Genomic DNA, 24,957 nt, shown 5'->3' on the forward strand with positions numbered 1-24,957 from the left:
TCCCACAGAGGAAATGCGTTCTCAATGTGGGAGCGAGCCTGCTCGCGAAGCTTTTAATGTCGGTATGAAGAGCCGGTGTGTTGCTCGGGCAAATGCGCCTCACCGTGAAACAGTTTTTCGCGCAAGCTGCCGCTGTCATACGCAGTCTTGTACGACCCGCGCCGCTGCAACTCCGGAATCACCAGCTCGATGAAATCGACATAGCTTTCCGGGGTAACGATGCGCGTCAGGTTGAAGCCGTCGAGACCGGTTTCGGCGATCCACGCTTCCAGTTCATCCGCCACTTGCTCAGGCGAGCCGACCACGGTGATGTAGCGGCCACCGAGAGCGTGCTGGTCGAGCAATTTGCGGCGGGTCCAGTCGTTGTTCTGCAGGTTTTTGGTCGCGGACTGGATGGCGTTGCTCTTGACGTACTGGATCGGCTCGTCGATTTCGTATTGAGAAAAATCGATGCCGGTGGACGCCGAGAAGTGCGCCACACCGGCCTCGGCACTGGCATGACTCAAGTACTCGGCGTGCTTGGCCCACGCGGCTTCTTCGGTGGCGCCGACGATCACGTTGAGGCCCATGAACACCTTGATGTCTTCGGGATTGCGCCCGGCCTCGACCGCGCTGGCGCGGACCTTGTCTACCTGCACTTTGGTCGATGGCTTGTTCTGGCCGCTGATGAACACGCACTCGGCGTGACGCCCGGCGAACAGCAATCCACGATCGGAACTGCCAGCCTGGAACAGCACAGGCGTGCGCTGCGGCGACGGCTCGCAGAGGTGATAACCCTCGACCTGATAGAACTCGCCGTGATGCTCGACCTTGTGCACCTTCTCCGGCTGCGCGTAGATGCGCTGCACGCGGTCATTGAGTACCGCACCGTTTTCCCAACTGCCCTCCCAGAGTTTGTAGAGCACTTCGAGGTACTCGTCGGCCTGATCGTAGCGACGGTCATGCTCGACCTGTTCGCGCAGGCCCATGGCCTTGGCGGCGCTGTCGAGGTAACCGGTGACGATGTTCCAGCCGACCCGACCGCGGCTCAGATGATCGAGCGTGGACATGCGGCGGGCGAACAGATAGGGCGGTTCATAGGTGAGGTTGGCGGTGAGGCCGAAACCGAGATTTTTCGTCACCGCAGCCATGGCCGACACCAGCAGCAGCGGGTCGTTGACCGGCAACTGGATCGACTCTTTCAGCGTGACATCCACCGAGTTCTGGTAGACGTCGTACACGCCGACGATGTCGGCGATGAACAGCCCGTCGAACAGCCCGCGCTCCAGCAATTGCGCCAGTTCGGTCCAGTACTCGAGAGTGTTGTAGCGCGTCGACGTGTCGCGCGGGTGTGTCCACAAACCGTGGTTGATGTGGCCAATGCAGTTCATGTTGAACGCATTGAGCAGAATCTTTTTCTTGCTCATCAAATGGTGCCCCGCAGCGGCGGCTTTTCATCGTTGAGGTAGTAATTGCCCACCGCGTGATATTTCCAGCGCACCGGATCGTGCAGGGTGTGCACCCGGGCGTTGCGCCAGTGACGGTCGAGGCCGTGCTCAATCAGGGTGGCCTGACTACCGGCCAGTTCGAACAGCGTGCTGCCAGCAGCCAGCGAGATTTCAGTGCTGATCGCCCGCGCTTCGGCGACGGCAATCGAGGCAGCAGCGACGGTTTCGGCGTTGGTCTCGGCCTGGGCCTTGTCGAGGGATTCGCCGGCGCGTTCCAGCAGTGCTTCAGTGGCGTGCAGACGAATACTCAAATGGCCGAAACTCTTCAGGGTCAGCGGGTCTTCGGTGGCCTTGTCATTACCGGAGTCGATCCACGGCCGGGTCTTGCTGCGCACGAAGTGCAGGGCATCTTCGTAAGCGGCGCGAGCGATGCCAGTGTCGATGGCGGCGTGAAGGATCTGCGCCAGCGGGCCGACCGTGGTCGGACGCTCGAAAGCACTCTGGAACGGGACCACGTCCTCGGCGGCAACGTAGACGTCTTCGAACACCACCGAACCGCTGCCGGTGGTGCGCTGGCCGAAACCGCTCCAGTCGTCGATGACCGTCAGGCCTTTGCTGTCACGCGGGACGAAGGCCAGTTGCTGCACGCCATTTTCATCGACCACCGACGTCGGGATGCGCTGCGCGTAGATCGCGCCGGTCGCATAAAACTTGCGCCCGTTGATGCGATAGCCGTCGCCGTCACCGTCACGCGTGAGGCGGGTGACGCGGTCGTGGGCGGTTTTGGTACCGAGTTCCGCCAGGGCATTGCCGAAGCGCTGGCCGGCCAGCACCTCGGCGTACAGCCGCTGTTTCTGCTCGTGGCTGCCGTTAACGCGCAGCACTTCGAGGGCGTAGAAATGGTTCTGCGGAATCTGTCCGAGGGAGCCGTCGGCCTGAGCGATCAGGGCGATGACTTTGGCCAGGGTCACGTTGGACACGCCGGCGCCGCCGTATTCCTTGGGCACGCTGATGCCCCACAGGCCGGAGCGGGAGAATACGTCGAGTTCCGGCAGTGGCAGGCGACGTTCACGGTCACGCACGGCACTGTCGCGTTTGAAATCTTCGGCCAGGTCGCTGGCGACGATCAGGGCTTGCTCATCGCTGGTGATGACCGCGACGGGGTGGGAAAAAGTCATGGTTCTCTCCAATGCCTTTGAGAAAGTGTGCGGTCGTCAGATCCAGGAATGGCGGGCCGGCAAAGTACCGTTGAGGCGATAGGCGCCGACCGCGTGATATTTCCAGCGCACCGGGTCGTGCAGGGTGTGCACCCGGGCGTTGCGCCAGTGGCGGTCGAGGTTGAATTCGGCGAGGGTCGCGCGGCTGCCGGCCAGTTCGAAAAGCTTTTCGCTGGCCAGCAGTGAAATCTCGGTGGTCAGCACTTTGGCCTCGGCCACGGCAATCGAGGCGCGGGCGGCGGACTCGGCGGTGAGCGGTGCGGCGTGCACCTGATCCAGCACTTGCCCGGCCTTGCGCAGCAATGCCTCGGCGGCGTGCAGTTCGATTTTCAGTTTGCCGATGTCGGCGATCACGTAGAGGTCATCGCTGGCGCGTTCGACCTTGGCGTCGATCCATGGCCGCGCGCGGGTTTTGACGAATTCGATGGCGTCGTCGATGGCACCTCGGGCGATACCAGCGTCGATGGCCGCTTGAATCAGCTGCGACACGGCGCCTTGAGTGTTGGGCTTTTCGTTGATCTTCCAGTTATCGACCACCAGGCTCGACTCGACGCGCACGTTGTTCAGCACAATCGTGCCACTGGCGGTGGTGCGCTGACCGAAACCCGACCAGTCATCAACGATGCGCAGGCCCGGGGTGCCACGGCGGACGAACGCCAGCACCTGCTTGCCGTCGTCATTCAGCGCCTTGACCGCCACCCAGTGCGCGAACAATGCGCCGGTGGAATAGAACTTCTGGCCGTTGATCACATAGTCATCGCCGTCGGCGGTGATGCGCGCTTTCAATTCCAGGGTATTTTTGGTGCCGCGTTCAGGGCCGGCATTGCCGATGCGCCAGCCTTCCAGAACACTCTGGAACAGCTGTTTTTTCTGCGCCTCGGTGGCGCTGCCGAGTACCAGATTGATGATGCCGAACTGGTTTTGCGGGATCTGTCCCAGCGCCGGGTCGGCCGCGGAAATGATCGCGAACACCTCGGCCAACGTGACAAACGAAACCTGTGGGCCGCCGTATTCACGGGGGATGGCAATGCTGCCCAGACCGCTGCGGGTGAACTGTTCGATTTCCGACCACGGCAGCTTGCGCTGGCGGTCGCGCCTGGCGGCCTGCACGCGGGCGACTTGCGCCAGCTCATGGGCGGCCTTGATGGCTTGGGCGTCGTTGCGCAAGACCTGCGCGGGCAACAACAACGGGGCGATGTCCAGATCCGACTGGACGTTTGCATCGGCCAGACTGGACATCAGTGCCGCTCCCTGGCTGCACGCAATGCCCTGGCGATCTGCACTGGGGTGATTGTGTTCCGGACCATACTACCTACCTCACATCTCATGAAAAACGCCGCAAAAGTGCGGCGAACGAAAGAATGTCCGGTGGTCCGGTTCATATACCCTAAACGTGTATAAATATTAAATAAACTAACTTTTAGGAATATGTATAGAAGGGGTGGTGGTCGGGTTGGTTAACAGGCTCCCAGCCGTGGTGGTACAACCTGTGGTGAGGGGATTTATCCCCGACAGGCCGCGCAGCGGCCCTTTCTGAATCATAAAAAACGGGACCGCTTCGCAGTCCATCGGGGCGGTGCGACTTTTTCCTGGATCTCCTTACTACAAAGCCCCATGAGTACAGGAATGCGACATCAATCCTTGGTCGATTCAGCGGCCTTCAGATCCTGGCGCAGCGGCACCTTCAGATAAGGATTCACGCAACCGATCTTCAGCGTCCGTGGCGGTGCCCAGCGTGAGTTGTTGCCGACCCAGTCGATGACGCAGTAGGTCACGTCGAGGCGCAGATCCTCACCGCCCTCGACGATCACTGCCGGTGGCACCCAGACCTGAATCGGCAGGCCGACATCGGCAGCGGTGATTCGGGCCAGGTCCATGCGCACATCGCCCCAGCGCAAGGTGATGGCGTCGTCCTCGGCCATGTTCCGGTAGGGCTCGATGGTCAGGGGCACACCGCGTTTGATCTGATTGGGATTCACGCCCTGGCGGCGGATGGTGTCGGGTACCGTGACCGGCGCCAGTTGCTGATTCTCGTCACCGCACAACGCCGAAGGCTGGCCGCCTGGGCAGTCGAGCTTGACTTGAACCCGGGTTGCCGCCGACAGCGCCGGCCCCTGCCCGATTTGCATGACCCGATAGTGAATCCGTGCGGTACCGCTGGCGATGAAGCTCTCCGGCACTCGCAGACTGACCGATGTGCCGAGGTCTTCACGGGTCAGGACGCGTGAGGCGACGTAGCAGTTGTTCCAGAACAGTTCGATCAGATCGCCGGCGTCCATGCCGGGGTACGGCAGAACATCGATCAGCAGATGCGCGGCCGCGGCCAGGTTGATGGCGTTTTTTTGCGCGGCTGCCAGGTGCGGGGCTGCCAGTTCGGGGGTATGCGAAGTGCGGATCATCGGGCTCTCTCCTTGAAATCTTGCGGCGAATTCCGTTTCTTGAAAAAACAAAAGGCGTGATGAATCGGTTATGCAGCCTGAACTTTTGTTCAGGCTGAGTGCGAATTGATTCAACTAATGGGTGCCGGTTGACGACTAGATAAGAGTGTGCGGGAAAGAGTGTCAATAGAGTGTCTTAGTTAATCCGTGAATTACCGATTAATCAGAAGATTCCTACGTTGTGCAGTCACGCTGCCTAGCCGCAATGGCGAATGGAACTACGGTTTTTCGGCAGTTTTTGCTGTTTTTCATGCAGGCGAGTTTGGATCGTTTCGCAGGCAAAGAGATGCGCAACGGATTAAGCCCAACGGCTGCAGAACATGTATGTATTGTTTTGACAGGTTTTAGAATGGAGGGGTTTGGATGTTTGTGCAGGCGGAAAAAGTATAACTTCCATCCGTGGAAGTTAATGACTCAAAGCAATAAGCTTCTCAGGCGTGATTCAGAAACTTGCTGAGAAACTGTTTGGTGCGCTCTTCTTTCGGGTTGGCAAACAAGGCCTTGGCTTCGCCTTGCTCGACGATCACGCCCTTGTCAAAAAACACCACACGGTTGGCCACGTCGCGGGCGAACCCCATTTCGTGAGTGACGATGACCATGGTGCGTTTTTCTTCAGCCAGACCACGAATGGTCGCCAACACTTCGCCGACCAGTTCCGGGTCGAGCGCCGAGGTCGGTTCGTCGAACAGGATCACCTCCGGCTCCATCGCCAGCGCCCGGGCAATCGCCACGCGCTGTTGCTGACCACCGGACAGACGACGGGGATACGCATCTTCCTTGCCGGCCAGACCGACCTTGGCCAACAGCTTCATGCCCAGGGCAACGGCTTGTTCGCGCGGCATCTTCTTGACCACGATCGGCCCTTCGATGACGTTTTCCAGGGCGGTGCGGTGCGGGAACAGGTTGAAGTTCTGGAACACGAAACCTACGTGCTGGCGCAAGTTGCGCACCAGGCTTTGTTGCTGGCTCAGAGGCCGGCGGGTATCGATCTCGATATCGCCGACCTTGATCCGGCCGCTGGTGGGCTCTTCAAGGAAGTTCAGGCAGCGCAGGAACGTGGTTTTACCCGAACCGCTGGGGCCGATGATGGCCACGACCTCGCCTTCCTTTACTTCAAGATCGATGCCTTTGAGCACCTCTTGACCCTTGAACTGCTTTGTCAGTTTTTCCACGACAATCATGGGTCAGGACTCCTGGTCGTGCCGATTGGCCCGCTCTTCCAACTTGTTCTGCAGGTGCGAGAGCACCGTGGCCAGAATCCAGTAGATCAGCGCGGCGGCAAGATACATGGTGAAGACTTCGAAAGTCCGGGCGGTAATCAGCTGCGCCTGGCGGAACAGTTCCGGCACCTGAATGGTGGCGGCCAGTGCCGTGTCCTTGACCAGTGAAATGAAGCTGTTGCCCAACGGCGGCAGCGCCGTGCGCATGGCCTGCGGCAGGATGGCCCGGCGCAGGGTTTGCGCGCGGGTCATGCCGATGCTCGCAGCGGCCTCCCATTGACCACGTTCGATCGAACCGATCGCCGCGCGGAGGATTTCACAGGCGTAGGCGGCCATGTTCAGCGAGAAGCCGATCAGCGCCGCCGGCAGCGGATCCAGTTCCAGACCCAGTTGCGGCAAGCCGTAATAGATCACGAACAGTTGCACCAGCAACGGCGTGCCGCGGAAGAACGACACGTAGATGCGGGCAATCCAGCTCACCAGTTTGAAGCGCGACAGGCGCATCAAGGCCAGGCCGAAGCCCAGCAGCAAGCCGAAGAACATGCCGCCCAGGCTGAGGATAACCGTGTAGTACGCGCCCTTGAGCAGAAAGGGCGCGGAGTCCAGTGCGAGTTGGAAAGCTTCTTCCATTATTTGGTGACGTCAGCGTTGAAGTATTTCTTCGACAGTTTCTCAAGGGTACCGTCGGCACGCAGCTCGTCGAGCGCCTTGTTCACCGCAGCCAGCAGCTCAGGCTCGCCTTTGCGCAGGGCAATACCGGATTCCTGACGGGAGAACGCTTCACCGGCAGCCACGGTTTTCGGGGCTTTCTTGGCGTATTCCAGTGCGGCCAGACGGTCGATCAGGATGGCGTCGGTGCGGCCGTTGTTCAGGTCGGCGAACTTGGTCGGATCATCGTCGTAGGTGCGAACGTCAGCGCCCGGCACGTTGGCGCGGACCCATTGCTCGTAGTTGGTGCCCAGGCCGACACCGACTTTCTTGCCGGACAGATCGGCGGCAGTCTTGATGTTCAACTTGGCTTCCTTGTCCTTCAGCACCAGCGCCTGAATCCCGGAAACGGTGTACGGCTCGGAGAAGTCATATTTCTTCTTGCGCTCGTCGGAGATGGTCACTTGGTTGACCACGACGTCCAGACGCTTGGATTCCAGCGCAGCGAGGATACCGTCCCACTTGGTCGGCTGAATCTTGGCTTTGACGCCGAGTTTCTGCGCCAGGGCTTCGGAGAGCTCGACTTCGAAACCGGACAGTTTGCCGTTCTCGTCAACGAAGCTGAACGGTGGGTAAGTGCCTTCCAGGCCGACGTTGATGACGCCTTTGTCCTTGATCTGTTGCAGCTGCTCACCGGCGGTTGCCTGGCCGATCAGGCCGGCGCTCAGTGCAAGGCCCAGCGAACCTACCAGCAGAGTGCGACGTAGTGCGGAAAAATTCATGACAAGCCCCTGTGTTTTCTTATGGAAGACGCTTAAGGAAAGTTGGCGAATCCGGGAGTTGAACGACTGCGTTATCGTGCCCTAAAGCAGCTTATGCGTCTTGCCCGAAATTCGCCTGCGGCGAGACTATAAGATGTCTGCTTTAGACTTGAAAATACTTAATGATCTTTCTGTTATTCCAATTTCGAATATATGTGATCGATTGTGGCGAGGGGATTTATCCCCGATGGGGCGCGAAGCGGCCCTCTCTTCTGACTTGAAGAGCAGGGGACTGCTGCGCAGTCCAACGGGGATAAATCCCCTCACCACAGAAATTCTTGCAGCAGGGAGGATCAGCTTGTCAGCGAATCCCTGTAGGCAAACAACGCCGGCGCCCCACCCGTGTGCAGGAAGATGATCGGCCCTTCATCAAAACGCTGGCGGCCAATCCCGTCGAGCAACCCGGCCATGGCCTTGCCGGTATACACCGGGTCGAGCAACACCGCGTCCTGACTGGCCAACAGCTTCACCGCCGCCAGTGTCCCGGCATTCGGCTCGCCGTAACGCGGACCGAAGTATTCGTCCCACAACTCGACCTTGAAGTTCACTGGCAATTTCACACCCAGCAGGTCCGCCGTACGTTCGGCCAGACCTTGCACTTTCGGGCGCTGATCTTCTTCGCTGCGCGAGACGGTCACGCCGATCACCGGCAATTGCGGCAGTGCTTCGCTCAACGCCAGCGCCAGACCGCTGTGGGTTCCGGCGCTGCCCGAGGCCAACACCACGGCGGAGAATTCCAGGCCGGTGTCCTTGATCTGCTCCGCCAGTTCGAAACCGGCACGTACGTAGCCCAATGCACCAAGGGCATTCGAGCCACCAATTGGCACCAGATACGGTTTCTTGCCATTGCTGCGCAGGCGCACAGCGAGTGCGGCGAGTTGTTCGTCGGCGTTGTCGAGGTTGTCCACCAGCTCGACCTTGGTGTCGAACAGATCCAGTAGCAGACGGTTGCCGTTGCCGGTGTAATTGCTGTCATCGGTGCCCAGCGGATTTTCCAGCAGCGCCACGCAACCCAGGCCAAGCTTGGCCGCCAATGCGGCGGTCTGGCGCACGTGGTTCGATTGCAGGGCACCGGCGGTGATCAGCGTGTCGGCGCCCTGAGCGAGGGCATCGGCGGCGAGGTATTCGAGTTTGCGCAGCTTGTTGCCGCCCATGGCCAGCGGCGTCAGGTCATCGCGTTTGATGTACACATCGCGGCCCAGCCAGGCGGACAGACGTTCAAGTTTTTCCAGCGGCGTGGGTTGGCCGAGCAGGTCGAGACGGTTAAAGCGATCCAGCTGTTGTTTGATCATGAGTCCGTACTGGCGGAGAAAGATGACAGGACTATAGGCACGCCGTTTTACCGGGGCAACCGTGAATCGCTTATAGCCAAATGTGCTTAGGCCAGCACTATCGGTTCTTAATTCGCCCTCACGGGCATGCCGTAAAGTAGTCGCCGTTGACGCGGCCAGACCGTCCGGCCGCCCGTGAGGAGTCTTTACCGTGAGCGAGCGTTCCAGCCATTGGCAATTGCAGACCATCGTCAGCCAACTGCGTACCGCGCGGGATCAGTGGCGTACCCAGAATGGCCGGGCCAGCGGCGAGCAGGGTGGTCGTGAGTTGCCGTCCCGCGCGGCGATGGCCGAGATTCTCGAAGCGCTGTGTGGCGCGTTGTTCCCGATGCGGCTGGGGCCGGTGGATCTGCGTGAGGAAAGTGAGGACTTCTATGTCGGCCACACCCTCGATACCGCGTTGAATGCCTTGCTGGCGCAAGCGCGGCTGGAATTGCGGTATGTCGCCCGGCACAGCGCGCAAGGTGATGCTGATGTCGAAGCGCAGGCGATCCGCATCATTCAGGATTTTGCCCTGGCCTTGCCGGGCCTGCGCAGCCTGCTCGATACCGACGTGCTGGCGGCCTATCACGGTGACCCGGCGGCACGCAGCGTCGATGAGGTGCTGTTGTGCTATCCGGGGGATTCTGGCGGTGATTCACCATCGTCTGGCGCACCATTTGTATCGCGCCGGGTTGCCGTTGCTGGCGCGGATCAGCGCGGAAATTGCGCACTCGGCCACCGGCATCGATATCCACCCGGGCGCGCAGATCGGCCGCAGTTTCTTCATCGACCACGGTACCGGTGTGGTGATCGGCGAGACCGCGATCATCGGCGAGCGGGTGCGGATTTATCAGGCCGTGACCTTGGGCGCCAAGCGCTTCCCGGCCGATGAAGACGGGCAGTTGCAGAAGGGCCATCCACGGCATCCGATTGTCGAGGACGACGTGGTGATTTATGCCGGAGCGACGATTCTGGGGCGGATCACCATCGGCCAGGGTTCGACCATTGGCGGCAATGTCTGGCTGACCCGCAGTGTGCCGGCGGGGAGCAACCTGACCCAGGCCAATCTGCAGCATGATGACGGAACGCAGAAGTAAGATTTCCAGTTCGTTTGTGGCGAGGGAGCTTGCTCCCGCTGGAGGCCGCAGGACTCCCAATTACGACTGACGCCGGATTGGGACTGCTGCGCAGTCCAGCGGGAGCAAGCTCCCTCGCCACAATTTTCGCATCGAATCAGGTTGATGGCATTCAGCCAATTCTCCGTTGAACGAATCCCCTCAAGCCCGCGTCATACCCCTCCTTGGGCTGCTGTACGAAAACTACCGCCTGGCCCTGCGATTAGTCCTTACCACCCTATCCATGTTTAACTTGAACGTTCATTCAAGTTAAACCGGTGGTTCGCTGCCCGCTCACAACAGGAGGCTTGCCTTTGCTGAGTCCGATCATTTCAGCCACGTTTCAACCCCTCGAGGTGCACGTTTCATGAGTGCATCGTCTACCCCCGCCAGCGGTCTGGTGCGCATGAATCCGCCGGTGTTCTACTTTGCCGCGACGGTGATTCTGCTGTTTGGTCTGGTTGTCATCGCCATGCCGGAGCAGGCCGGCGCCTGGTTGCTGGCTGCGCAAAACTGGGCGGCCAATACGGTCGGCTGGTACTACATGCTCGCGATGACGCTGTATCTGGTCTTCGTGGTGGTCACCGCGTTATCGGGCTACGGCAAGATCAAACTCGGTGCCGACCACGACGAACCCGAGTTCAGTTACCTGTCCTGGGCCGGCATGCTGTTCGCCGCCGGGATCAGCATCACGCTGTTCTTCTTCTGCGTGTCCGAACCGCTGACCCACATGCTGCAACCGCCGCAAGGCGAGGCCGGCACCGCCGATGCGGCGCGGCAGGCGATGCAGATTCTGTTTCTGCACTGGGGCCTGCATGGCTGGGGCGTGTTCGCCTTTGTCGGCATGGCGCTGGCCTATTTCGCCTACCGGCATAACCTGCCGCTGGCGTTGCGTTCGGCGCTGTACCCGCTGATCGGCAAGCGCATCAACGGCCCCATCGGTTACGCGGTAGACGGCTTCGGCATTATCGCTACGGTGTTCGGCCTGGGTGCCGACATGGGTTTTGGTGTGCTGCACCTCAACTCGGGTCTGGACTACCTGTTCGGCATTGCCCACACCCAGTGGATTCAGGTCGGCCTGATCACGCTGATGATGGGCGCGGCGATCATCGTCGCCGTCTCCGGTGTGGACAAGGGCGTGCGGGTGATGTCCGATATCAACATGTTGCTGGCCTGTGCGCTGCTGCTGTTCGTGTTGTTCGCCGGTCCCACCCAGCACTTGCTCAACACCTTGATCCAGAACCTCGGCGACTACCTCGGTGCGTTGCCGATGAAGAGTTTCGACCTCTACGCCTACGACAAACCAAGCGACTGGCTCGGCGGCTGGACGGTGTTCTACTGGGCCTGGTGGATCGCCTGGTCGCCGTTCGTGGGCCTGTTCATTGCGCGGATTTCCCGTGGCCGTACCATCCGCGAATTCGTCTTCGGCGTGCTGCTGATTCCGCTCGGTTTCACCCTGGCGTGGATGTCGATTTTCGGCAACAGCGCCATCGATCAGGTGCTCAACCACGGCATGTCGGCGCTGGGCATGTCGGCCCTCGACAATCCGTCGATGAGCCTTTACCTGCTGCTGGAAACCTACCCGTGGAGCAAGACTGTCATCGCGGTGACGGTGTTCATCAGCTTCGTGTTTTTCGTCACTTCCGCCGACTCCGGCACCGTGGTGCTTTCGACCCTGTCGGCGAAGGGCGGCAATCCGGACGAAGACGGGCCGAAATGGCTGCGCGTGTTCTGGGGTGCGATGACCGCGCTGGTGACCAGTGCGCTGTTGTTTTCCGGCAGTATCGATGCGCTGAAATCGGCGGTGGTGCTGACCTCGCTGCCGTTCTCGATGATTTTGCTGCTGATGATGTGGGGCCTGCACAAGGCGTTCTATCTGGAATCGCAGAAGCAGATCGCGCAACTGCATTCGCTGGCACCGGTCTCCGGTTCGCGGCGCGGCACGGGCGGCTGGCGCCAGCGTCTGAGTCAGGCGGTGCACTTCCCGTCGCGCGACGAGGTGTACCGCTTCATGGACACCACGGTGCGTCCGGCGATTGAGGAAGTGACGGCGGTCTTCGTCGAGAAGGGCTTGAACGTGGTCACCCAGCCGGATCCGGCGCACGACAACATCAGCCTGGAAATCGGCCACGGTGAGCAGCATCCGTTCATCTACCAGGTGCAGATGCGCGGCTACTTCACGCCGTCGTTTGCCCGGGGTGGCATGGGTTCCAAGCAACTCAACAACCGCCGCTACTACCGCGCTGAAGTGCACTTGAGCGAGGGCAGTCAGGATTACGATCTGGTCGGCTACACCAAGGAACAGATCATCAACGACATCCTCGACCAGTACGAACGCCACATGCAGTTCCTGCATCTGGTACGTTGATCGGCAACTGAGCGCCGGGACGTTTCACAACTCGGCGCTCAGCACCATGAACAACACCATCGCCGCCACCGGCACCCCGAACACCGCACTGCCCACCGCGATTTCTGATCCCAGCGGCTGCCCGGCATGCACCACCCCCACCGCACCGTTGATCACCGTCAATGCCAGCCACAGCGCAGCGAAGCTGTAGGCCAGGGTTTGTCGGCTGAAGCCGATGCGCTCGCCGATGTAGAGCATCAGGGCCAGCAGGACCAGGCCGAAGAAGATGATGATGGCGGTGTGCATGGGTGTACCTGCGGGTTATGCGGTGCTTGATCGGACGCCTTCGCGGGCAAGCTCGCTCCCACAGTGATCTCGGTCATTCACAGATTCTGTACACAACAAAGATCCTGTGGGAGCGGGCTTGCCCGCGAAAGGGCCACCTCGGTTTCATTGAGAGCATAGTCAAGTCAGCCCACATCAATACAAGCCAACCATTCTCAATCAGACACATTTCGCGACGCATTCAAATGTATCTGGACGGCAAGGCCCTTTCTCGCTGGCTCGCGCCTGCCGTTGGTCGAACCAATTACCGAGCGTTTGTTCACCCAGCTAATATTTCTCATGGTGTGTATCGTGTGTATAAATCGGTTGCTTACGCCCTAAAGTGACCCGCTCTTGCTGTCGAACAGGGCGAAGGAAATGCGTAGTCGGGAAATGATCAGGATGATCGAGGAGGATGGTTGGTATCTGGTTGCAGTGAAGGGCAGTCACCATCAGTACAAGCATCCGCGTAAGCCGGGTCGGGTGACGATCAAGCATCCGGATTCAGACCTTCCCAAAGGGACGATCAACAGCATTTTGAAACAGGCGGGGTTGAAATGAAGCCCGTTATTGGAAGTGAAAGTCCTTTTATGGACACGTCAGACGAAGGATTCACGTTTATGAAATTCCCGGTCGTTTTGCACAAGGATGCCGACTCGGACTACGGAGTGATTGTCCCGGATGTACCGGGGTGCTTCTCCGCAGGGAGCACGGTAGCCGAAGCTTTTGAAAACACTCAGGAGGCTCTGGCCCTGCACTATGAGGGGCTGGTGGCTGATGGTACACCGTTGCCTCGAGTTCGGGACATTGATGCACATCTCGACAACCCGGATTATGCGGGTGGGATCTGGGGTGTCGTCGACTTTGATATCACACCCTATTTCGGCAAGTCGGTACGCTTCAACGCCACGTTGCCCGAGCAACTGCTGGAGCGTATAGATCAAACAGTCCGGCGTGATCAGCGCTACAGTTCCCGCTCCGGATTTCTGGCCGCCGCTGCGTTACGCGAATTGTCGGCATAACCTGTAGGAGCTGCCGCAGGGCTGCGATCTTTTGGCTTTTTCAGGTGAACTCGAAGGTATCCGCATCCAGATTCGCCGGAAAGCGCTCGCGATACGCCGCCAGTGGTGCCGCTTCCAGTACTGCTTTGAACACGCCGTCTGCCTCTCCGGCCGCCAGCAAGGTCTCGCCCTGGAAATCCAGCACCTGACTGTCGCCGGTATAGGCAAAGCCCTTGCCGTCGGTGCCGATCCGGTTCACCGCCGCCACGTAGCACAGGTTTTCAATCGCCCGCGCCGGCAGCAAGCGGTTCCAGTGCAGACGCCGTGCGCCCGGCCAATTGGCGGTGTACAGCAGCAGATCGGTGTCCTGCGCATCGCGACTCCACACCGGGAAACGCAGGTCGTAGCAAATCAGCGGCCGAATCCGCCAGCCCTTGAGTTCGAACTGCACCTGACGCTCGCCGGGCGTGTAGTGATTGTGCTCACCCGCCATACGGAACAGGTGGCGCTTGTCGTAATGCCAGACTTCACCGTCCGGGCGTGCCCACAGCAGGCGATTGCGATGGCTGCCGTCCGCCGCCTGAATGATCACGCTGCCGGTGATCACTGCATTGAGCTTCGCGGCCTGCGCCTTCATCCATTTGCGGGTCGGGCCATGCTCGGCTTCGGCGAGGGTCTCCGACGCCATGGAGAAACCGGTGGTGAACATCTCCGGCAGGATGATCAGGTCGGCGCCTCGGGCCTGCTCCAGCAGCACGTCGAAGTGCTCAAGGTTGGCCTGACGGTCATGCCAGGCGAGGCTGGTCTGGATCAGCGCCAGATTGAGATCGGGCAACGCACTCAGATCACGCATAGTTTTGCCGCTGCCTCGCGCAGCGTCTCCTCGCGTTTGGCAAAGCACAGGCGCACCAGACGCTGGCCTTGCGGTGGATCCTGATAGAACACCGACACCGGAATGCTCGCCACGCCATGTTCGCGGGTCATCCAGATCGCCATGTCGACGTCGTTCAAATCAGGGCGAATCTGCGAGTAGTCGACCAGCTGGAAATACGTGCCGGTAACGCGGGTGAAGGTGAAACGCGACGGCGCCAGCAGATCGCAAAACAGGTCGCGCTTGGCCTGATAGAAACCCGGCAGCTCTTCAACGTGTTCCGGGTGCTCGGCCATGTAATCGGCCAGGGCGTATTGCAGCGGTGTCACGCCGCAGAAACTCACGTACTGGTGCACCTTGCGCAGCTCGGCGGTCAGCGCCGGGGGCGCAACCACGTAGCCGGTTTTCCAGCCGGTGACGTGGTAGGTCTTGCCGAACGAACTGACCACAAACGCACGCTGATACAGCTCTTCGTGGGCCAACACGCTGACATGCGGCACGCCGTCGAACACCAGGTGTTCGTAGACTTCATCGCTGATCAGGTAGATGTCGCGCCCACGGATCAACGCTGCCAGTTGATCCAGTTCGGCACGGCTGATCAGCGCTCCGCTCGGGTTGTGCGGGGTATTGATGACGATCATTTTCGTGCGCGGGCTGAGGGCCGCGGCGAGCTTGTCGAAATCGATGGAGAAATCATCCGGGTTCAACTGCACATGCACGCAGCGACCGCCCGCCAACTGCGTCGCCGGTTCATAGCTGTCGTAGCACGGGTCGAACACGATGACTTCGTCGCCGCTGTGGATAACCGCCTGAATCGCACAGAAGATCGCCTGGGTTGCGCCCGGCGTGACGGTCACTTCGCTGTCGGCATCGACTTTCACGCCGTAACTGCGCGCGATCTTCGCCGCGATCTGCTCGCGCAGCGCCGGCAGGCCGGTCATCGGTGAATACTGGTTGTGGCCGCTGGCGATATGCCGACCGACCGCGTCACGCAGGGATTGCGGGCCGTCGAAGTCAGGGAAACCCTGGGACAGGTTGATCGCTCCGGTCTGCGCCGCGAGCTGAGACATCTGCGTGAAAATAGTGATGCCGACGTTCGGCAACTTACTGGTGATCATCGAGGGGTTCCCTGCTCTACACCCGGCTCTGACGGCGGCGCGGGAGAGCCCGAGAATAGCCCATCCGGCGCCCATAAAAAAAGGGCGCTTAACCGAGCACCCTCTTTATCGCCGGACCCGTAGGAGCTGCCGCAGGCTGCGATCTTTTGATCTCGCCTTCAAAGCAAAGTCAAAAGATCGCAGGCTTCGCCAGCGCCTACAGAAGCGGTTGAGCATTCCCACGCAATTGTGGAAACAATCAACTTGATCACTTCTTGTCGCGGCGTTTCTTGCTGGCTTTCTTGTTGTGCGACATCAAGCGACGCTTCTTGTTGACTTGGCGGTCGGTCAGCGTGTTCTTGTTGCCTTCGTACGGGTTCTCGCCGCCCTTGAACTCGATGCGGATCGGCGTACCGACCAGCTTCAGCACTCGGCGGTAAGTGTTCTCCAGATAGCGCACATACGACTTCGGCACTTTCTCGATCTGGTTACCGTGGATCACGATGATCGGCGGGTTCGCACCACCCAGGTGAGCGTAACGCAGCTTGATCCGGCGGCTGTTGACCATCGGCGGCTGGTGCTCGCTGACCGCGTCTTCGAGAATCTGCGTCAGGCGGCTGGTCGGCCAGCGGGTCACCGCGGATTGAACGAGTTTTGCACCGAGGCGTAAAGGTTGCCCACGCCTGTACCGTGCAATGCCGAGATGAAGTGGATGTCGGCGAAGTCGACGAAGAACAGACGACGTTGCAGCTCGACCTTGACGAAGTCGCGCTCGCTCGGGGTCATGCCGTCCCATTTGTTGATCGCGATCACCAGCGCACGACCGGCTTCAAGGGCAAAGCCCAGCAGGTTGAGGTCGTGATCGACCACACCTTCGCGGGCGTCCATCACGAAGATCACCACGTTGGCGTCTTTGATCGCCTGCAGGGTTTTGACCACGGAGAATTTTTCGACTTCTTCGTGGATCTTGCCGCGCTTGCGCACACCGGCGGTGTCGATCAGCGTGTACTTCTCGTCGTTACGCTCGAACGGAATGTAGATACTGTCGCGGGTGGTGCCGGGCTGGTCATAGACGATGACCCGGTCTTCACCGAGCATGCGGTTGACCAGCGTCGACTTGCCGACGTTCGGACGGCCAATGATGGCGATCTTGATCCCGTCTTTTTCGCTCGGGCCAGGAATGCGCTTGGCTTCCTCGCCTTCGGCGACGATCTCTTCTTCTTCGCCTTCCTGCGGCTCGTCTTCATCACGCGGGAAATCGCTCAGTGCCGCTTCCAGCAGTTGAGTGATACCACGGCCATGAGCACCGGCGATCGGGATCGCGTGGCCCATGCCCAGCGGGGCGAATTCAGCTCGGGCCATTTCCGGGTCGATGTTGTCGACCTTGTTGGCGACCACGTGGGAGCGCTTGTTACGCTTGCGCAAGTGTTCGGCGATCATCTGGTCGGCAGCGGTAAAACCGGCCTTGGCATCTACCAGGAACAGCACAACATCCGCTTCTTCAATGGCCAGCAGCGACTGCTCGGCCATTTTTTCGTCCATACCATGTTCGTCACCGGAGATACCGCCGGTGTCGATCAGAATGTAGGAACGCCCTTGCCACTTGGCCTCACCGTACTGGCGATCACGGGTCAGACCGGACAAGTCGCCGACGATGGCGTCGCGAGTCCTGGTCAGGCGGTTGAACAAGGTGGATTTGCCGACGTTCGGTCGGCCCACCAGGGCGATTACGGGAACCATGCGGCTCTCCACTTCGTTATTTCAGAAAATACAAAAGCCGCTGCGAGGCAGCGGCTGGTGCTCGGGGCAACGCCGGTTAGCGCTGCAAGCCCCGGAAATCCGGGGCCGCTTGGGGGTTAACCCCAAGCATAGTTGTTACTTGATGGTCAGGGCTTCCAGTTTGCCGCTGTTGCCATACACATAGATCGTGTTGCCCACCACCAGCGGACGGGCACGCAGGCCGTCACTGTCGATACGCTCACGACCCACAAAACGACCGTCCACCTGGCTCAACAGGTGCAGGTAACCTTCCAGGTCACCGACGGCTACGTAACTGGAGAACACTTCCGGCGCCGACAGCTGGCGGCGAGCCAGCGAGTCGTTGCTCCACAGCGCAGTGGTCGAACGCTCGTCAACGCCTTCAACGGTGCCCGAAGACAGGCTCACGTAAACGTTGCCGAAACCCTGGGCAACACCGGCATAGCTCGATGCATCGCGCTGCCAGAGTTGACGGCCACTTTGCAGATCGAGTGCCGCGACGCGGCCCTGATAGCTGGCGACGTAAAGGGTTTCACCGGACAGCAGCAGACCGCCGTCGATGTCGACCACGCGCTCCAGTTCGGAACGACCGGTTGGAATCGCAACGCGCTGCTCCCAGACCGGCACGCCGTTGGAAATGTCCAGGGCAACCACTTTACCGGTCGACAGGCCAGCCACCGCGAGGCGGTTGGTCACGACGGGTGCGCTGGTGCCGCGCAGGGTCAGGACCGCAGGGGTACTGTCGTAAGTCCAGCGACGGTCGCCAGTGGCAGCGTCCAGGCCGATCAGACGATCGTCCTGAGTCTGCACCACGACAACGTCACCGTTGTTGGCCGGCGGCGCGAGGACTTCGCTGGAAACCCGGGCGCGCCACTTCTCTTCGCCGTTGATGGCGTCGAGGGCAACGATTTCACCTTTCAGAGTACCGATCGTGACCAGACCGTAACCCACGCCAACGGCGCCGGAAACAGGCAGCTCAAGATCCTTTTTCCACTTCACGTCGCCATTGCCGCGATCCATGGCCATAACAATGCCAGTCACATCGGCCGCGTAGATGGTGTCACCATCAATCGCCGGAACCAGCATGTTGTAGGTTTCACCCTGACCGTCACCGATCGAACGGCTCCACTGCTTTTGCAGAACCACTTCTTCCTTGAAGTCGGTCAGCTCGGCCGGTGGCAGTTCTTTTTTGCTGTTGCTGCTGCAACCCGCGGCCAGAATGGCCAGAGCCAGCAATGCTGCATGCTTCCAACGGATCACGTCACGCATCCCCTTTGGCCAGGTCGTCGAGCTTGATTTGAAGGCCACCGACTGCCGCTTCATCCGACAGTGCCGCCTTGGCTTTTTGATACGCGGTGTTCGCCTCGTCGGTACGACCCAACTGAACCAGCAAGTCACCCTTGAGTTCTTCGCGAGTGGCCAGGAACGCCTTGTCGGCATCGCCGTCGAGCAGTTTCAGGGCTTCATCAGCCTTGTTCTGCGCACCCAGCACCTGCGCCAGACGCTGACGGGCGATTTCGCCCAGCGCCGGGTTGGCCGGTTTGGCAACGATGGCCTTGAGTTCGGTGGCGGCGTCGTCCAGCTTGCCGCTGTCGACCGCTACCTTGGCCACGAACAAGCTGCCGTACTGTGCGTACGCGGTGCCGCCGAATTCGCTGTTGAGTTTGCCGGCCAGGTCCGCAACGCGGGCAGCGTCAGGCTTGCCGTCCGGGGTCAGCGTGGTTTCCAGCAGTTGCTGATAGAGCACCGAGGCGCCTTGCGCCTGGTTGCTCTGATACTTGTGAAAAGCCTGCCAGCCGAACACGATGACCAGCGCCAACAGGCCGCCGGTGACCAGAGGTTTGCCGTTGCGTGTCCACCAGTCCTTCAAATCCGCCAACTGTTCGTCTTCGGTACTCGACACCCCAATACTCCTTAATCGCTAAATCGGCTGTTTGGACAGCTTCAACCCTGCACGACGCAGGTGGCCAGGTGAGCGGCAAGCGCATCCCAGGCAATGCTTTGTTGTTCGCCCTGGCCACGCAGGGGTTTGAAACCTACCACTTGCTGGGCCATTTCGTCGTCACCCAGGATCAATGCATACAGCGCACCGCTCTTGTCGGCTTTCTTGAACTGGCTTTTGAAGCTGCCGGCGCCGGCATTGACTTGCAGACGCAGGTTTGGAAGCTGGTCACGTACCCGCTCGGCCAGGGCCAGGCCGGCCAGTTCGGCCTGCTCGCCAAAGGCGCAGAGGTAGACGTCGACCTGACGGGAGATTTCTTCCGGGATCTGCTCCAGGGTTTCGAGCATCAACACCAGACGCTCGATGCCCATGGCGAAACCCACGCCTGCGGTCGGCTTGCCGCCCATCTGCTCGACCAGACCGTCGTAACGACCGCCCGCGCAGACAGTGCCTTGGGCGCCGAGCCTGTCGGTGACCCATTCGAATACGGTTTTGCTGTAGTAATCGAGGCCGCGTACCAGTTTCGGGTTGAGCACGTACGGGATGCCAACCGCGTCCAGACGCGCCTTCAGACCTTCGAAGTGCGCACGGGATTCGTCGTCCAGGTAGTCGGCCATTTTCGGCGCATCGACCAATACCGCCTGAGTGTCGGCATTTTTGGTGTCGAGCACGCGCAGCGGGTTGGTTTTCAGGCGACGCTGGCTGTCTTCGTCGAGCTTGTCGTGGTGCGCCAAGAGGTACTCGACCAGCGCTTCACGATAGCGACCACGAGACTCGCTGGTCCCCAGGCTGTTGAGTTCGAGCTTGACCGCATCACGGATACCCAGCTCGCCCCACAGGCGCCAAGTCATGATGATCAGCTCGGCATCGATGTCCGGGCCGTCGAGGTTGAACACTTCCAGACCGATCTGGTGGAACTGGCGATAACGGCCTTTCTGCGGACGCTCGTGACGGAACATCGGGCCGATGTACCAAAGCTTCTGCACCTGGCCACCGCCGGTGATGCCGTGCTCGAGCACCGCACGCACACACGCTGCGGTGCCTTCCGGACGCAGGGTCAGGGAGTCGCCGTTGCGATCTTCGAAGGTGTACATCTCTTTTTCGACGATGTCGGTCACTTCACCGATCGAGCGCTTGAACAGCTCGGTGAATTCGACAATCGGCATGCGGATCTGCTTGTAACCGTAGTTATCCAGCAGACGCGCGACTGTACCCTCGAAATAACGCCACAGCGGGGTCTGTTCGGGCAGGATGTCGTTCATGCCACGAATGGCTTGCAGAGACTTGCTCACTTTAAATCCTTAAATTCGTTCGGCGCTTCAGTCAGGTCAGCCGCGCGCGATGACCGCTGCGTCAGCTTCGACCTTCTCGGCCGCTTTCTCGCGGATCAGCTTTTCCAGCTCGTCCACCAGATTGTCATTCGTCAGTTTCTGCGACGGCTTGCCGTCGATGTAAATCAGGTTTGGCGTGCCGCCGGTCAAGCCGATATGGGCTTCCTTGGCTTCGCCGGGGCCGTTGACCACGCAACCGATCACCGCGACATCCAGCGGCACCAGCAGGTCTTCAAGGCGCCCTTCCAGCTCGTTCATGGTCTTGACCACATCGAAGTTCTGCCGCGAGCAGCTCGGGCAGGCGATGAAGTTGATGCCACGGGAACGCAGATGCAAAGACTTGAGAATGTCGTAACCGACCTTCACTTCCTCGACCGGATCGGCCGCCAGCGAGATGCGGATAGTATCGCCAATCCCCTCGGCGAGCAGCATACCTAGGCCCACGGCGGATTTCACTGTGCCCGAACGCAAACCACCGGCTTCGGTGATACCCAGGTGCAGCGGCTGGACGATTTCCTTGGCCAGCAGACGGTAGGCTTCAACGGCCATGAACACATCGGAGGCTTTCACACTGACCTTGAAGTCCTGGAAATTCAGGCGTTCGAGGTGCTCGACGTGACGCAGCGCGGACTCGACCAGTGCAGCCGGAGTCGGTTCGCCGTATTTCTTCTGCAGGTCTTTTTCCAGGGAGCCGGCGTTGACGCCGATACGGATCGGAATCCCGCGGTCACGGGCGGCATCGACCACCGCGCGCACCCGGTCTTCACGACCGATGTTGCCCGGGTTGATGCGCAAGCAGTCCACACCCAGTTCGGCGACGCGCAGCGCGATCTTGTAGTCGAAGTGGATGTCGGCAACCAGCGGCACCTTGACCAGTTGCTTGATCTTGCCAAACGCCTCGGCGGCGTCCATGTCCGGCACCGAAACGCGGACGATGTCGACGCCGGCCGCTTCCAGACGATTGATCTGGGCAACGGTGGCCGCCACATCATTGGTGTCGCTGTTGGTCATGCTCTGCACAGCGATGGGCGCATCGCCGCCGACAGGCACGTTACCGACCCAGATCTTGCGCGAAACGCGACGTTTGATTGGAGATTCGCCGTGCATGACTTATTGACCCAACTTCAGGCGAGCAGTCTCGCCACTGGTGAACGGAGCGATATCGACCGGTTGGCCGTTGTAGCTGACCTGTGCGGCACGAGCCACACCCAGGCGTACCGCCAGTGGCGGCTTGCCGGAAACCGAGACGCTGTCGCCTTTGTGTTTCAGACCGCTGAACAATACCTTGCCGCGACCGTCGGTGACCTGTGCCCAGCAATCGGCGCTGAACTGCAATTGTACCTGGCCATCGCCGGCCGCCGGAGCAGCCGCTTCTGCGGTTGGCGCTGGAGTGGCCGCCACCACTGGCGCAGTCACGGTCGGTGCCGGAGCAGCCGGAACGTTCGGTGCAGGTGTAGCCGGAGTGGCAACCACCGGAGCCGGTGTATGAGCCGGGGCGGCTGGCGTTACGGCCGGTGCTGCTGGTGCCGCGGCCGGAGCGGCAGGCTCGGCACCGGTCGATTCAGCGGTGGTTTCCGACTGTGGCAGCGCCAGAGCGGTCGCGCCCTCGGACTGACCTTCGGCCACGGCCTGGTCTTCCGGCTCGTCGATCGGGTGAATCTGCGTGGTGCCGTCGGCGCCTTCGACTTCAACGTGCTCCGGGGCGAGGCTGGTCAAATCCTTGGTGCGCAGCGAGGTCTGATCCTGCCACCAGACGAAACCGCCGCCGATGACCGCAATCAGCAACAGCAGGCTGACGATCCGCAAAATGGTGTGGGACACCCGCACCGGCTCTTCAATACGACCCAATGCATGCACATTGCTGCCTTGTGAGTCGGTGCCAGTGGACTGGTCGAACTGCTGGACCAGAACGGTCTGGTCCATGCCGAGCAATTTGGCATAAGCGCGAATGTAACCGCGAGCGAAAGTATGCCCCGGCAGCTTGTCGAAAGCGCCAGCCTCAAGATTGCTCAGGGAAGTCACGGTGAGGTTGAGCTTGAGGGCCACTTCGGCCAGCGACCAGCCATTGCTTTCGCGTGCCTGGCGCAAGGTCTCACCGGGATTAACGCGAGTCGCTGCTACAACTTCGGGATGCGCCGCTTTCATCATTGCTCCGACAGGTATTGCTGATATTCCGGCGTACCGGGATAGAGTCGTTTTAATTGCAGGCCGTAACTGGCGGCCTTGTCGCGATCTTCAAACACTTTTGCCAGCCGAACGCCGAGCAATAGACTACGTGCATTTTGCTCGGTTAGCAGGCTGAAACGGTCGTAATAGTCACGCGCGGGCACATAATGCCTGTCTTCGAAGGACAACTCAGCCATTTCCAGCAAAGCGCGCGGTTGTTGACGGTTCAGCCGCAGGGCTTTTTCCAGTTGCTGTTGTGCCAGATCCCGCTGCCCGAGCTTCGAGGCGGTCATGCCGAGGTTCTCGAACACCCGCGAACGCTCAGGATACAGGGTATCGGCGGCTGCCTGCTCAAAACGCTCGTAGGCTTCCTTGTAACGCTGTTCTTCGTAGAGAAAACTGCCGTAGTTATTGAGGATGCGTGCATCGGCGGGACGCGAGGACAGGGCTTTGCGGAAATGCTCATCGGCCAGTTTCGGCTCCATTTCGGCCTGGAACACCAGCCCGAGGGCAGCATTGGCATCAGCATCGGAGCCGTCCAGCTCCAGCGCCTTCTTCAGCGGCACCTTGGCGCGCTCGGTCATCCCTTGCTGCAAGTATCCCAGTCCCAGCTGCACGTAGGCGGCACGCGCTTCGTCGCGGCCCTTGCTGGTCTTCATCGGGTTGTAGTCACCCGACAGGACACAACCAGCACACAGGCTGGCCATCAGCAACAGCAGCGCAAAGCGCAGGGACATAGAGATCCTCTCTTAGTTAGTGTTCGCGGCGTTCTGTGCCAGATCGCTGTCGGCGCTCAACTCGCGCACGGCGATGTAACGTTCGCTGCGACGGGTGCGATCCAGCACCTGCCCTACCAATTGACCACATGCGGCGTCGATGTCTTCACCACGGGTGGTGCGGACAGTGACGTTAAAGCCGGCCTGATGCAACTGATCCTGGAACCGACGAATGGCATTGTTGCTCGGCCGCTCGTAACCGGAGTGCGGGAACGGGTTGAACGGAATCAGGTTGATCTTGCACGGAATGTCTTTGAGCAACTCGATCATTTCCACCGCGTGCTCAAGCTTGTCGTTGACGTCCTTGAGCAAGGTGTACTCGATGGTCAGCACACGTTTCTCGCCCAGAGCGGACATGTAGCGCTGGCACGACTCGAGCAGCATTTTAAGCGGATATTTCTTGTTGATCGGCACCAATTGGTTACGCAATGCGTCATTCGGTGCGTGCAGGGACAACGCCAGGGAGACGTCGATGTGCTTGGCCAGCTCATCGATCATCGGCACCACGCCCGAGGTGGACAGGGTTACGCGGCGCTTGGAGATCCCGTAGCCCAGGTCATCCATCATCAGATGCATGGCGGCCACGACGTTGTCGAAGTTCAGCAGCGGTTCGCCCATGCCCATCATCACCACGTTGGTGATGGCGCGGTCGATGGTAGCCGGAACACTGCCGAAGGATTTATTGGCAATCCACACCTGACCGATGACTTCGGCGGCGGTGAGGTTGCTGTTGAAGCCTTGCTTGCCGGTGGAGCAGAAACTGCAGTCCAGGGCACAGCCTGCCTGGGACGAAACGCACAGAGTGCCGCGTTTGCCCTGGGGAATGTACACGGTCTCGACACAGCTGCCGGACGCCACGCGCACCACCCACTTGCGGGTGCCGTCGCTGGAAATGTCCTCGCTGACCACTTCGGGACCACGGACCTCAGCAACAGCCTTGAGCTTTTCGCGCAAGGCCTTGCTGACGTTCGTCATGGCGTCGAAATCATCGACACCAAAGTGGTGAATCCATTTCATTACCTGACCGGCACGGAAACGCTTCTCCCCGATTGAGTCGAAGAATTTTTCCATTTCCGGCTGGGTCAGACCCAGCAGGTTTGTTTTCACAGTCGATGTCGTCATGGATTCACCTTCACTCTTTAAGC

At 60.2% G+C, this 24,957-nt stretch carries 21 protein-coding genes and 2 pseudogenes; 4 read left to right on the forward strand and 19 right to left on the reverse strand.

Features of this window, described 5'->3' with window-relative positions; genetic code table 11:
* Positions 1–53 precede the first annotated feature (53 nt).
* The 8 genes from HT737_RS09405 to HT737_RS09440 all read right to left on the reverse strand — a co-directional run bounded on the left by HT737_RS09405 (position 54) and on the right by HT737_RS09440 (position 9,063).
* Positions 54–1,406: an LLM class flavin-dependent oxidoreductase gene (locus HT737_RS09405; protein WP_182402339.1), complete on the reverse strand. Its 1,353-nt coding sequence runs from the start codon at positions 1,404–1,406 to the stop codon at positions 54–56.
* The gene (locus HT737_RS09410) at positions 1,406–2,605 is read right to left on the reverse strand and encodes an SfnB family sulfur acquisition oxidoreductase (RefSeq protein ID WP_182402341.1); all 1,200 of its coding nucleotides are present in this window, start codon (positions 2,603–2,605) and stop codon (positions 1,406–1,408) included. The genes HT737_RS09405 and HT737_RS09410 overlap by 1 nt, the downstream gene beginning before the upstream one ends.
* 36 nt (positions 2,606–2,641) lie before the next feature.
* Positions 2,642–3,883: an SfnB family sulfur acquisition oxidoreductase gene (locus HT737_RS09415; protein ID WP_095667825.1), complete on the reverse strand. Its 1,242-nt coding sequence runs from the start codon at positions 3,881–3,883 to the stop codon at positions 2,642–2,644.
* 395 nt (positions 3,884–4,278) lie between these two features.
* Positions 4,279–5,043 (reverse strand): hypothetical protein, encoded by a 765-nt coding sequence (locus tag HT737_RS09420; RefSeq protein WP_182402343.1) that lies wholly within the window; start codon positions 5,041–5,043, stop codon positions 4,279–4,281.
* Positions 5,044–5,513: 470 nt separating this feature from the next.
* Positions 5,514–6,263 carry an L-cystine ABC transporter ATP-binding protein TcyN gene (gene tcyN / locus HT737_RS09425; protein WP_047290800.1) on the reverse strand — a complete coding sequence of 250 codons (750 nt, stop codon included), beginning with the start codon at positions 6,261–6,263 and terminating at the stop codon, positions 5,514–5,516.
* A 3-nt stretch (positions 6,264–6,266) separates the two neighbouring features.
* Positions 6,267–6,932 carry a cystine ABC transporter permease gene (gene tcyL / locus HT737_RS09430; protein WP_003220607.1) on the reverse strand — a complete coding sequence of 222 codons (666 nt, stop codon included), beginning with the start codon at positions 6,930–6,932 and terminating at the stop codon, positions 6,267–6,269.
* Positions 6,932–7,732 (reverse strand): cystine ABC transporter substrate-binding protein, encoded by an 801-nt coding sequence (gene tcyJ / locus HT737_RS09435; protein WP_086794003.1) that lies wholly within the window; start codon positions 7,730–7,732, stop codon positions 6,932–6,934. The genes tcyL and tcyJ overlap by 1 nt, the downstream gene beginning before the upstream one ends.
* 332 nt (positions 7,733–8,064) lie before the next feature.
* The gene (locus HT737_RS09440; RefSeq protein WP_182402345.1) at positions 8,065–9,063 is read right to left on the reverse strand and encodes a D-cysteine desulfhydrase; all 999 of its coding nucleotides are present in this window, start codon (positions 9,061–9,063) and stop codon (positions 8,065–8,067) included.
* Positions 9,064–9,253: 190 nt separating this feature from the next.
* Between HT737_RS09440 and epsC the strand changes: the two are divergent.
* Both epsC and betT read left to right on the forward strand, forming a co-directional pair.
* Positions 9,254–10,181, forward strand: a pseudogene (epsC, locus tag HT737_RS09445) (serine O-acetyltransferase EpsC).
* A 424-nt stretch (positions 10,182–10,605) separates the two neighbouring features.
* Positions 10,606–12,567 (forward strand): choline transporter BetT, encoded by a 1,962-nt coding sequence (gene betT / locus HT737_RS09450; protein WP_174377299.1) that lies wholly within the window; start codon positions 10,606–10,608, stop codon positions 12,565–12,567.
* Between the two features lie 24 nt (positions 12,568–12,591).
* Here the strand turns inward: betT and HT737_RS09455 are convergent, their stop codons facing one another.
* Complete coding sequence (locus HT737_RS09455) at positions 12,592–12,852, reverse strand: hypothetical protein (protein ID WP_182402347.1); 261 nt, start codon at positions 12,850–12,852, stop codon at positions 12,592–12,594.
* A 396-nt stretch (positions 12,853–13,248) separates the two neighbouring features.
* On the opposite strand from HT737_RS09455, the gene HT737_RS09460 reads away from it, so the two are divergent.
* Together HT737_RS09460 and HT737_RS09465 are read left to right on the forward strand one after the other, a co-directional pair.
* Positions 13,249–13,431 carry a type II toxin-antitoxin system HicA family toxin gene (locus tag HT737_RS09460; protein ID WP_027611194.1) on the forward strand — a complete coding sequence of 61 codons (183 nt, stop codon included), beginning with the start codon at positions 13,249–13,251 and terminating at the stop codon, positions 13,429–13,431.
* Positions 13,428–13,892 carry a type II toxin-antitoxin system HicB family antitoxin gene (locus HT737_RS09465; RefSeq protein WP_244905600.1) on the forward strand — a complete coding sequence of 155 codons (465 nt, stop codon included), beginning with the start codon at positions 13,428–13,430 and terminating at the stop codon, positions 13,890–13,892. The genes HT737_RS09460 and HT737_RS09465 overlap by 4 nt, the downstream gene beginning before the upstream one ends.
* Before the next feature lie 40 nt (positions 13,893–13,932).
* On the opposite strand, the gene HT737_RS09470 is transcribed toward HT737_RS09465, so the two are convergent.
* From HT737_RS09470 to rlmN, 10 genes and pseudogenes are all read right to left on the reverse strand, one after another.
* Entirely contained in the window at positions 13,933–14,724 is a 792-nt protein-coding gene (locus tag HT737_RS09470) for an amidohydrolase (protein ID WP_047296332.1), read from the reverse strand.
* A complete protein-coding gene (locus HT737_RS09475; protein WP_182402349.1) occupies positions 14,712–15,860 on the reverse strand; it encodes a pyridoxal phosphate-dependent aminotransferase in 1,149 nt (382 codons plus the stop codon). Before HT737_RS09475 ends, HT737_RS09470 begins: the two co-directional genes overlap by 13 nt.
* A 247-nt stretch (positions 15,861–16,107) precedes the next feature.
* A pseudogene (der, locus tag HT737_RS09480) lies at positions 16,108–17,579 on the reverse strand (ribosome biogenesis GTPase Der).
* A gap of 135 nt (positions 17,580–17,714) precedes the next feature.
* A complete protein-coding gene (bamB, locus tag HT737_RS09485) occupies positions 17,715–18,866 on the reverse strand; it encodes an outer membrane protein assembly factor BamB (protein WP_047296334.1) in 1,152 nt (383 codons plus the stop codon).
* A complete protein-coding gene (locus HT737_RS09490; protein WP_041071830.1) occupies positions 18,859–19,500 on the reverse strand; it encodes a tetratricopeptide repeat protein in 642 nt (213 codons plus the stop codon). The genes bamB and HT737_RS09490 overlap by 8 nt, the downstream gene beginning before the upstream one ends.
* 41 nt (positions 19,501–19,541) lie before the next feature.
* Complete coding sequence (gene hisS / locus HT737_RS09495; RefSeq protein ID WP_182402351.1) at positions 19,542–20,831, reverse strand: histidine--tRNA ligase; 1,290 nt, start codon at positions 20,829–20,831, stop codon at positions 19,542–19,544.
* A gap of 36 nt (positions 20,832–20,867) precedes the next feature.
* Positions 20,868–21,977 (reverse strand): flavodoxin-dependent (E)-4-hydroxy-3-methylbut-2-enyl-diphosphate synthase, encoded by a 1,110-nt coding sequence (gene ispG, locus HT737_RS09500; protein ID WP_025109215.1) that lies wholly within the window; start codon positions 21,975–21,977, stop codon positions 20,868–20,870.
* Positions 21,978–21,980: 3 nt separating this feature from the next.
* Positions 21,981–23,015 carry a RodZ family helix-turn-helix domain-containing protein gene (locus HT737_RS09505; RefSeq protein WP_047296335.1) on the reverse strand — a complete coding sequence of 345 codons (1,035 nt, stop codon included), beginning with the start codon at positions 23,013–23,015 and terminating at the stop codon, positions 21,981–21,983.
* A complete protein-coding gene (pilW, locus tag HT737_RS09510) occupies positions 23,015–23,773 on the reverse strand; it encodes a type IV pilus biogenesis/stability protein PilW (protein WP_047296336.1) in 759 nt (252 codons plus the stop codon). The genes HT737_RS09505 and pilW overlap by 1 nt, the downstream gene beginning before the upstream one ends.
* Positions 23,774–23,785: 12 nt before the next feature.
* Positions 23,786–24,934 (reverse strand): 23S rRNA (adenine(2503)-C(2))-methyltransferase RlmN, encoded by a 1,149-nt coding sequence (gene rlmN / locus HT737_RS09515; RefSeq protein ID WP_007964428.1) that lies wholly within the window; start codon positions 24,932–24,934, stop codon positions 23,786–23,788.
* Positions 24,935–24,957: the final 23 nt, after the last annotated feature.

This window comes from Pseudomonas sp. MD195_PC81_125, assembly GCF_014060985.1.
GTDB classification, from domain to species: domain Bacteria; phylum Pseudomonadota; class Gammaproteobacteria; order Pseudomonadales; family Pseudomonadaceae; genus Aquipseudomonas; species Aquipseudomonas parakoreensis.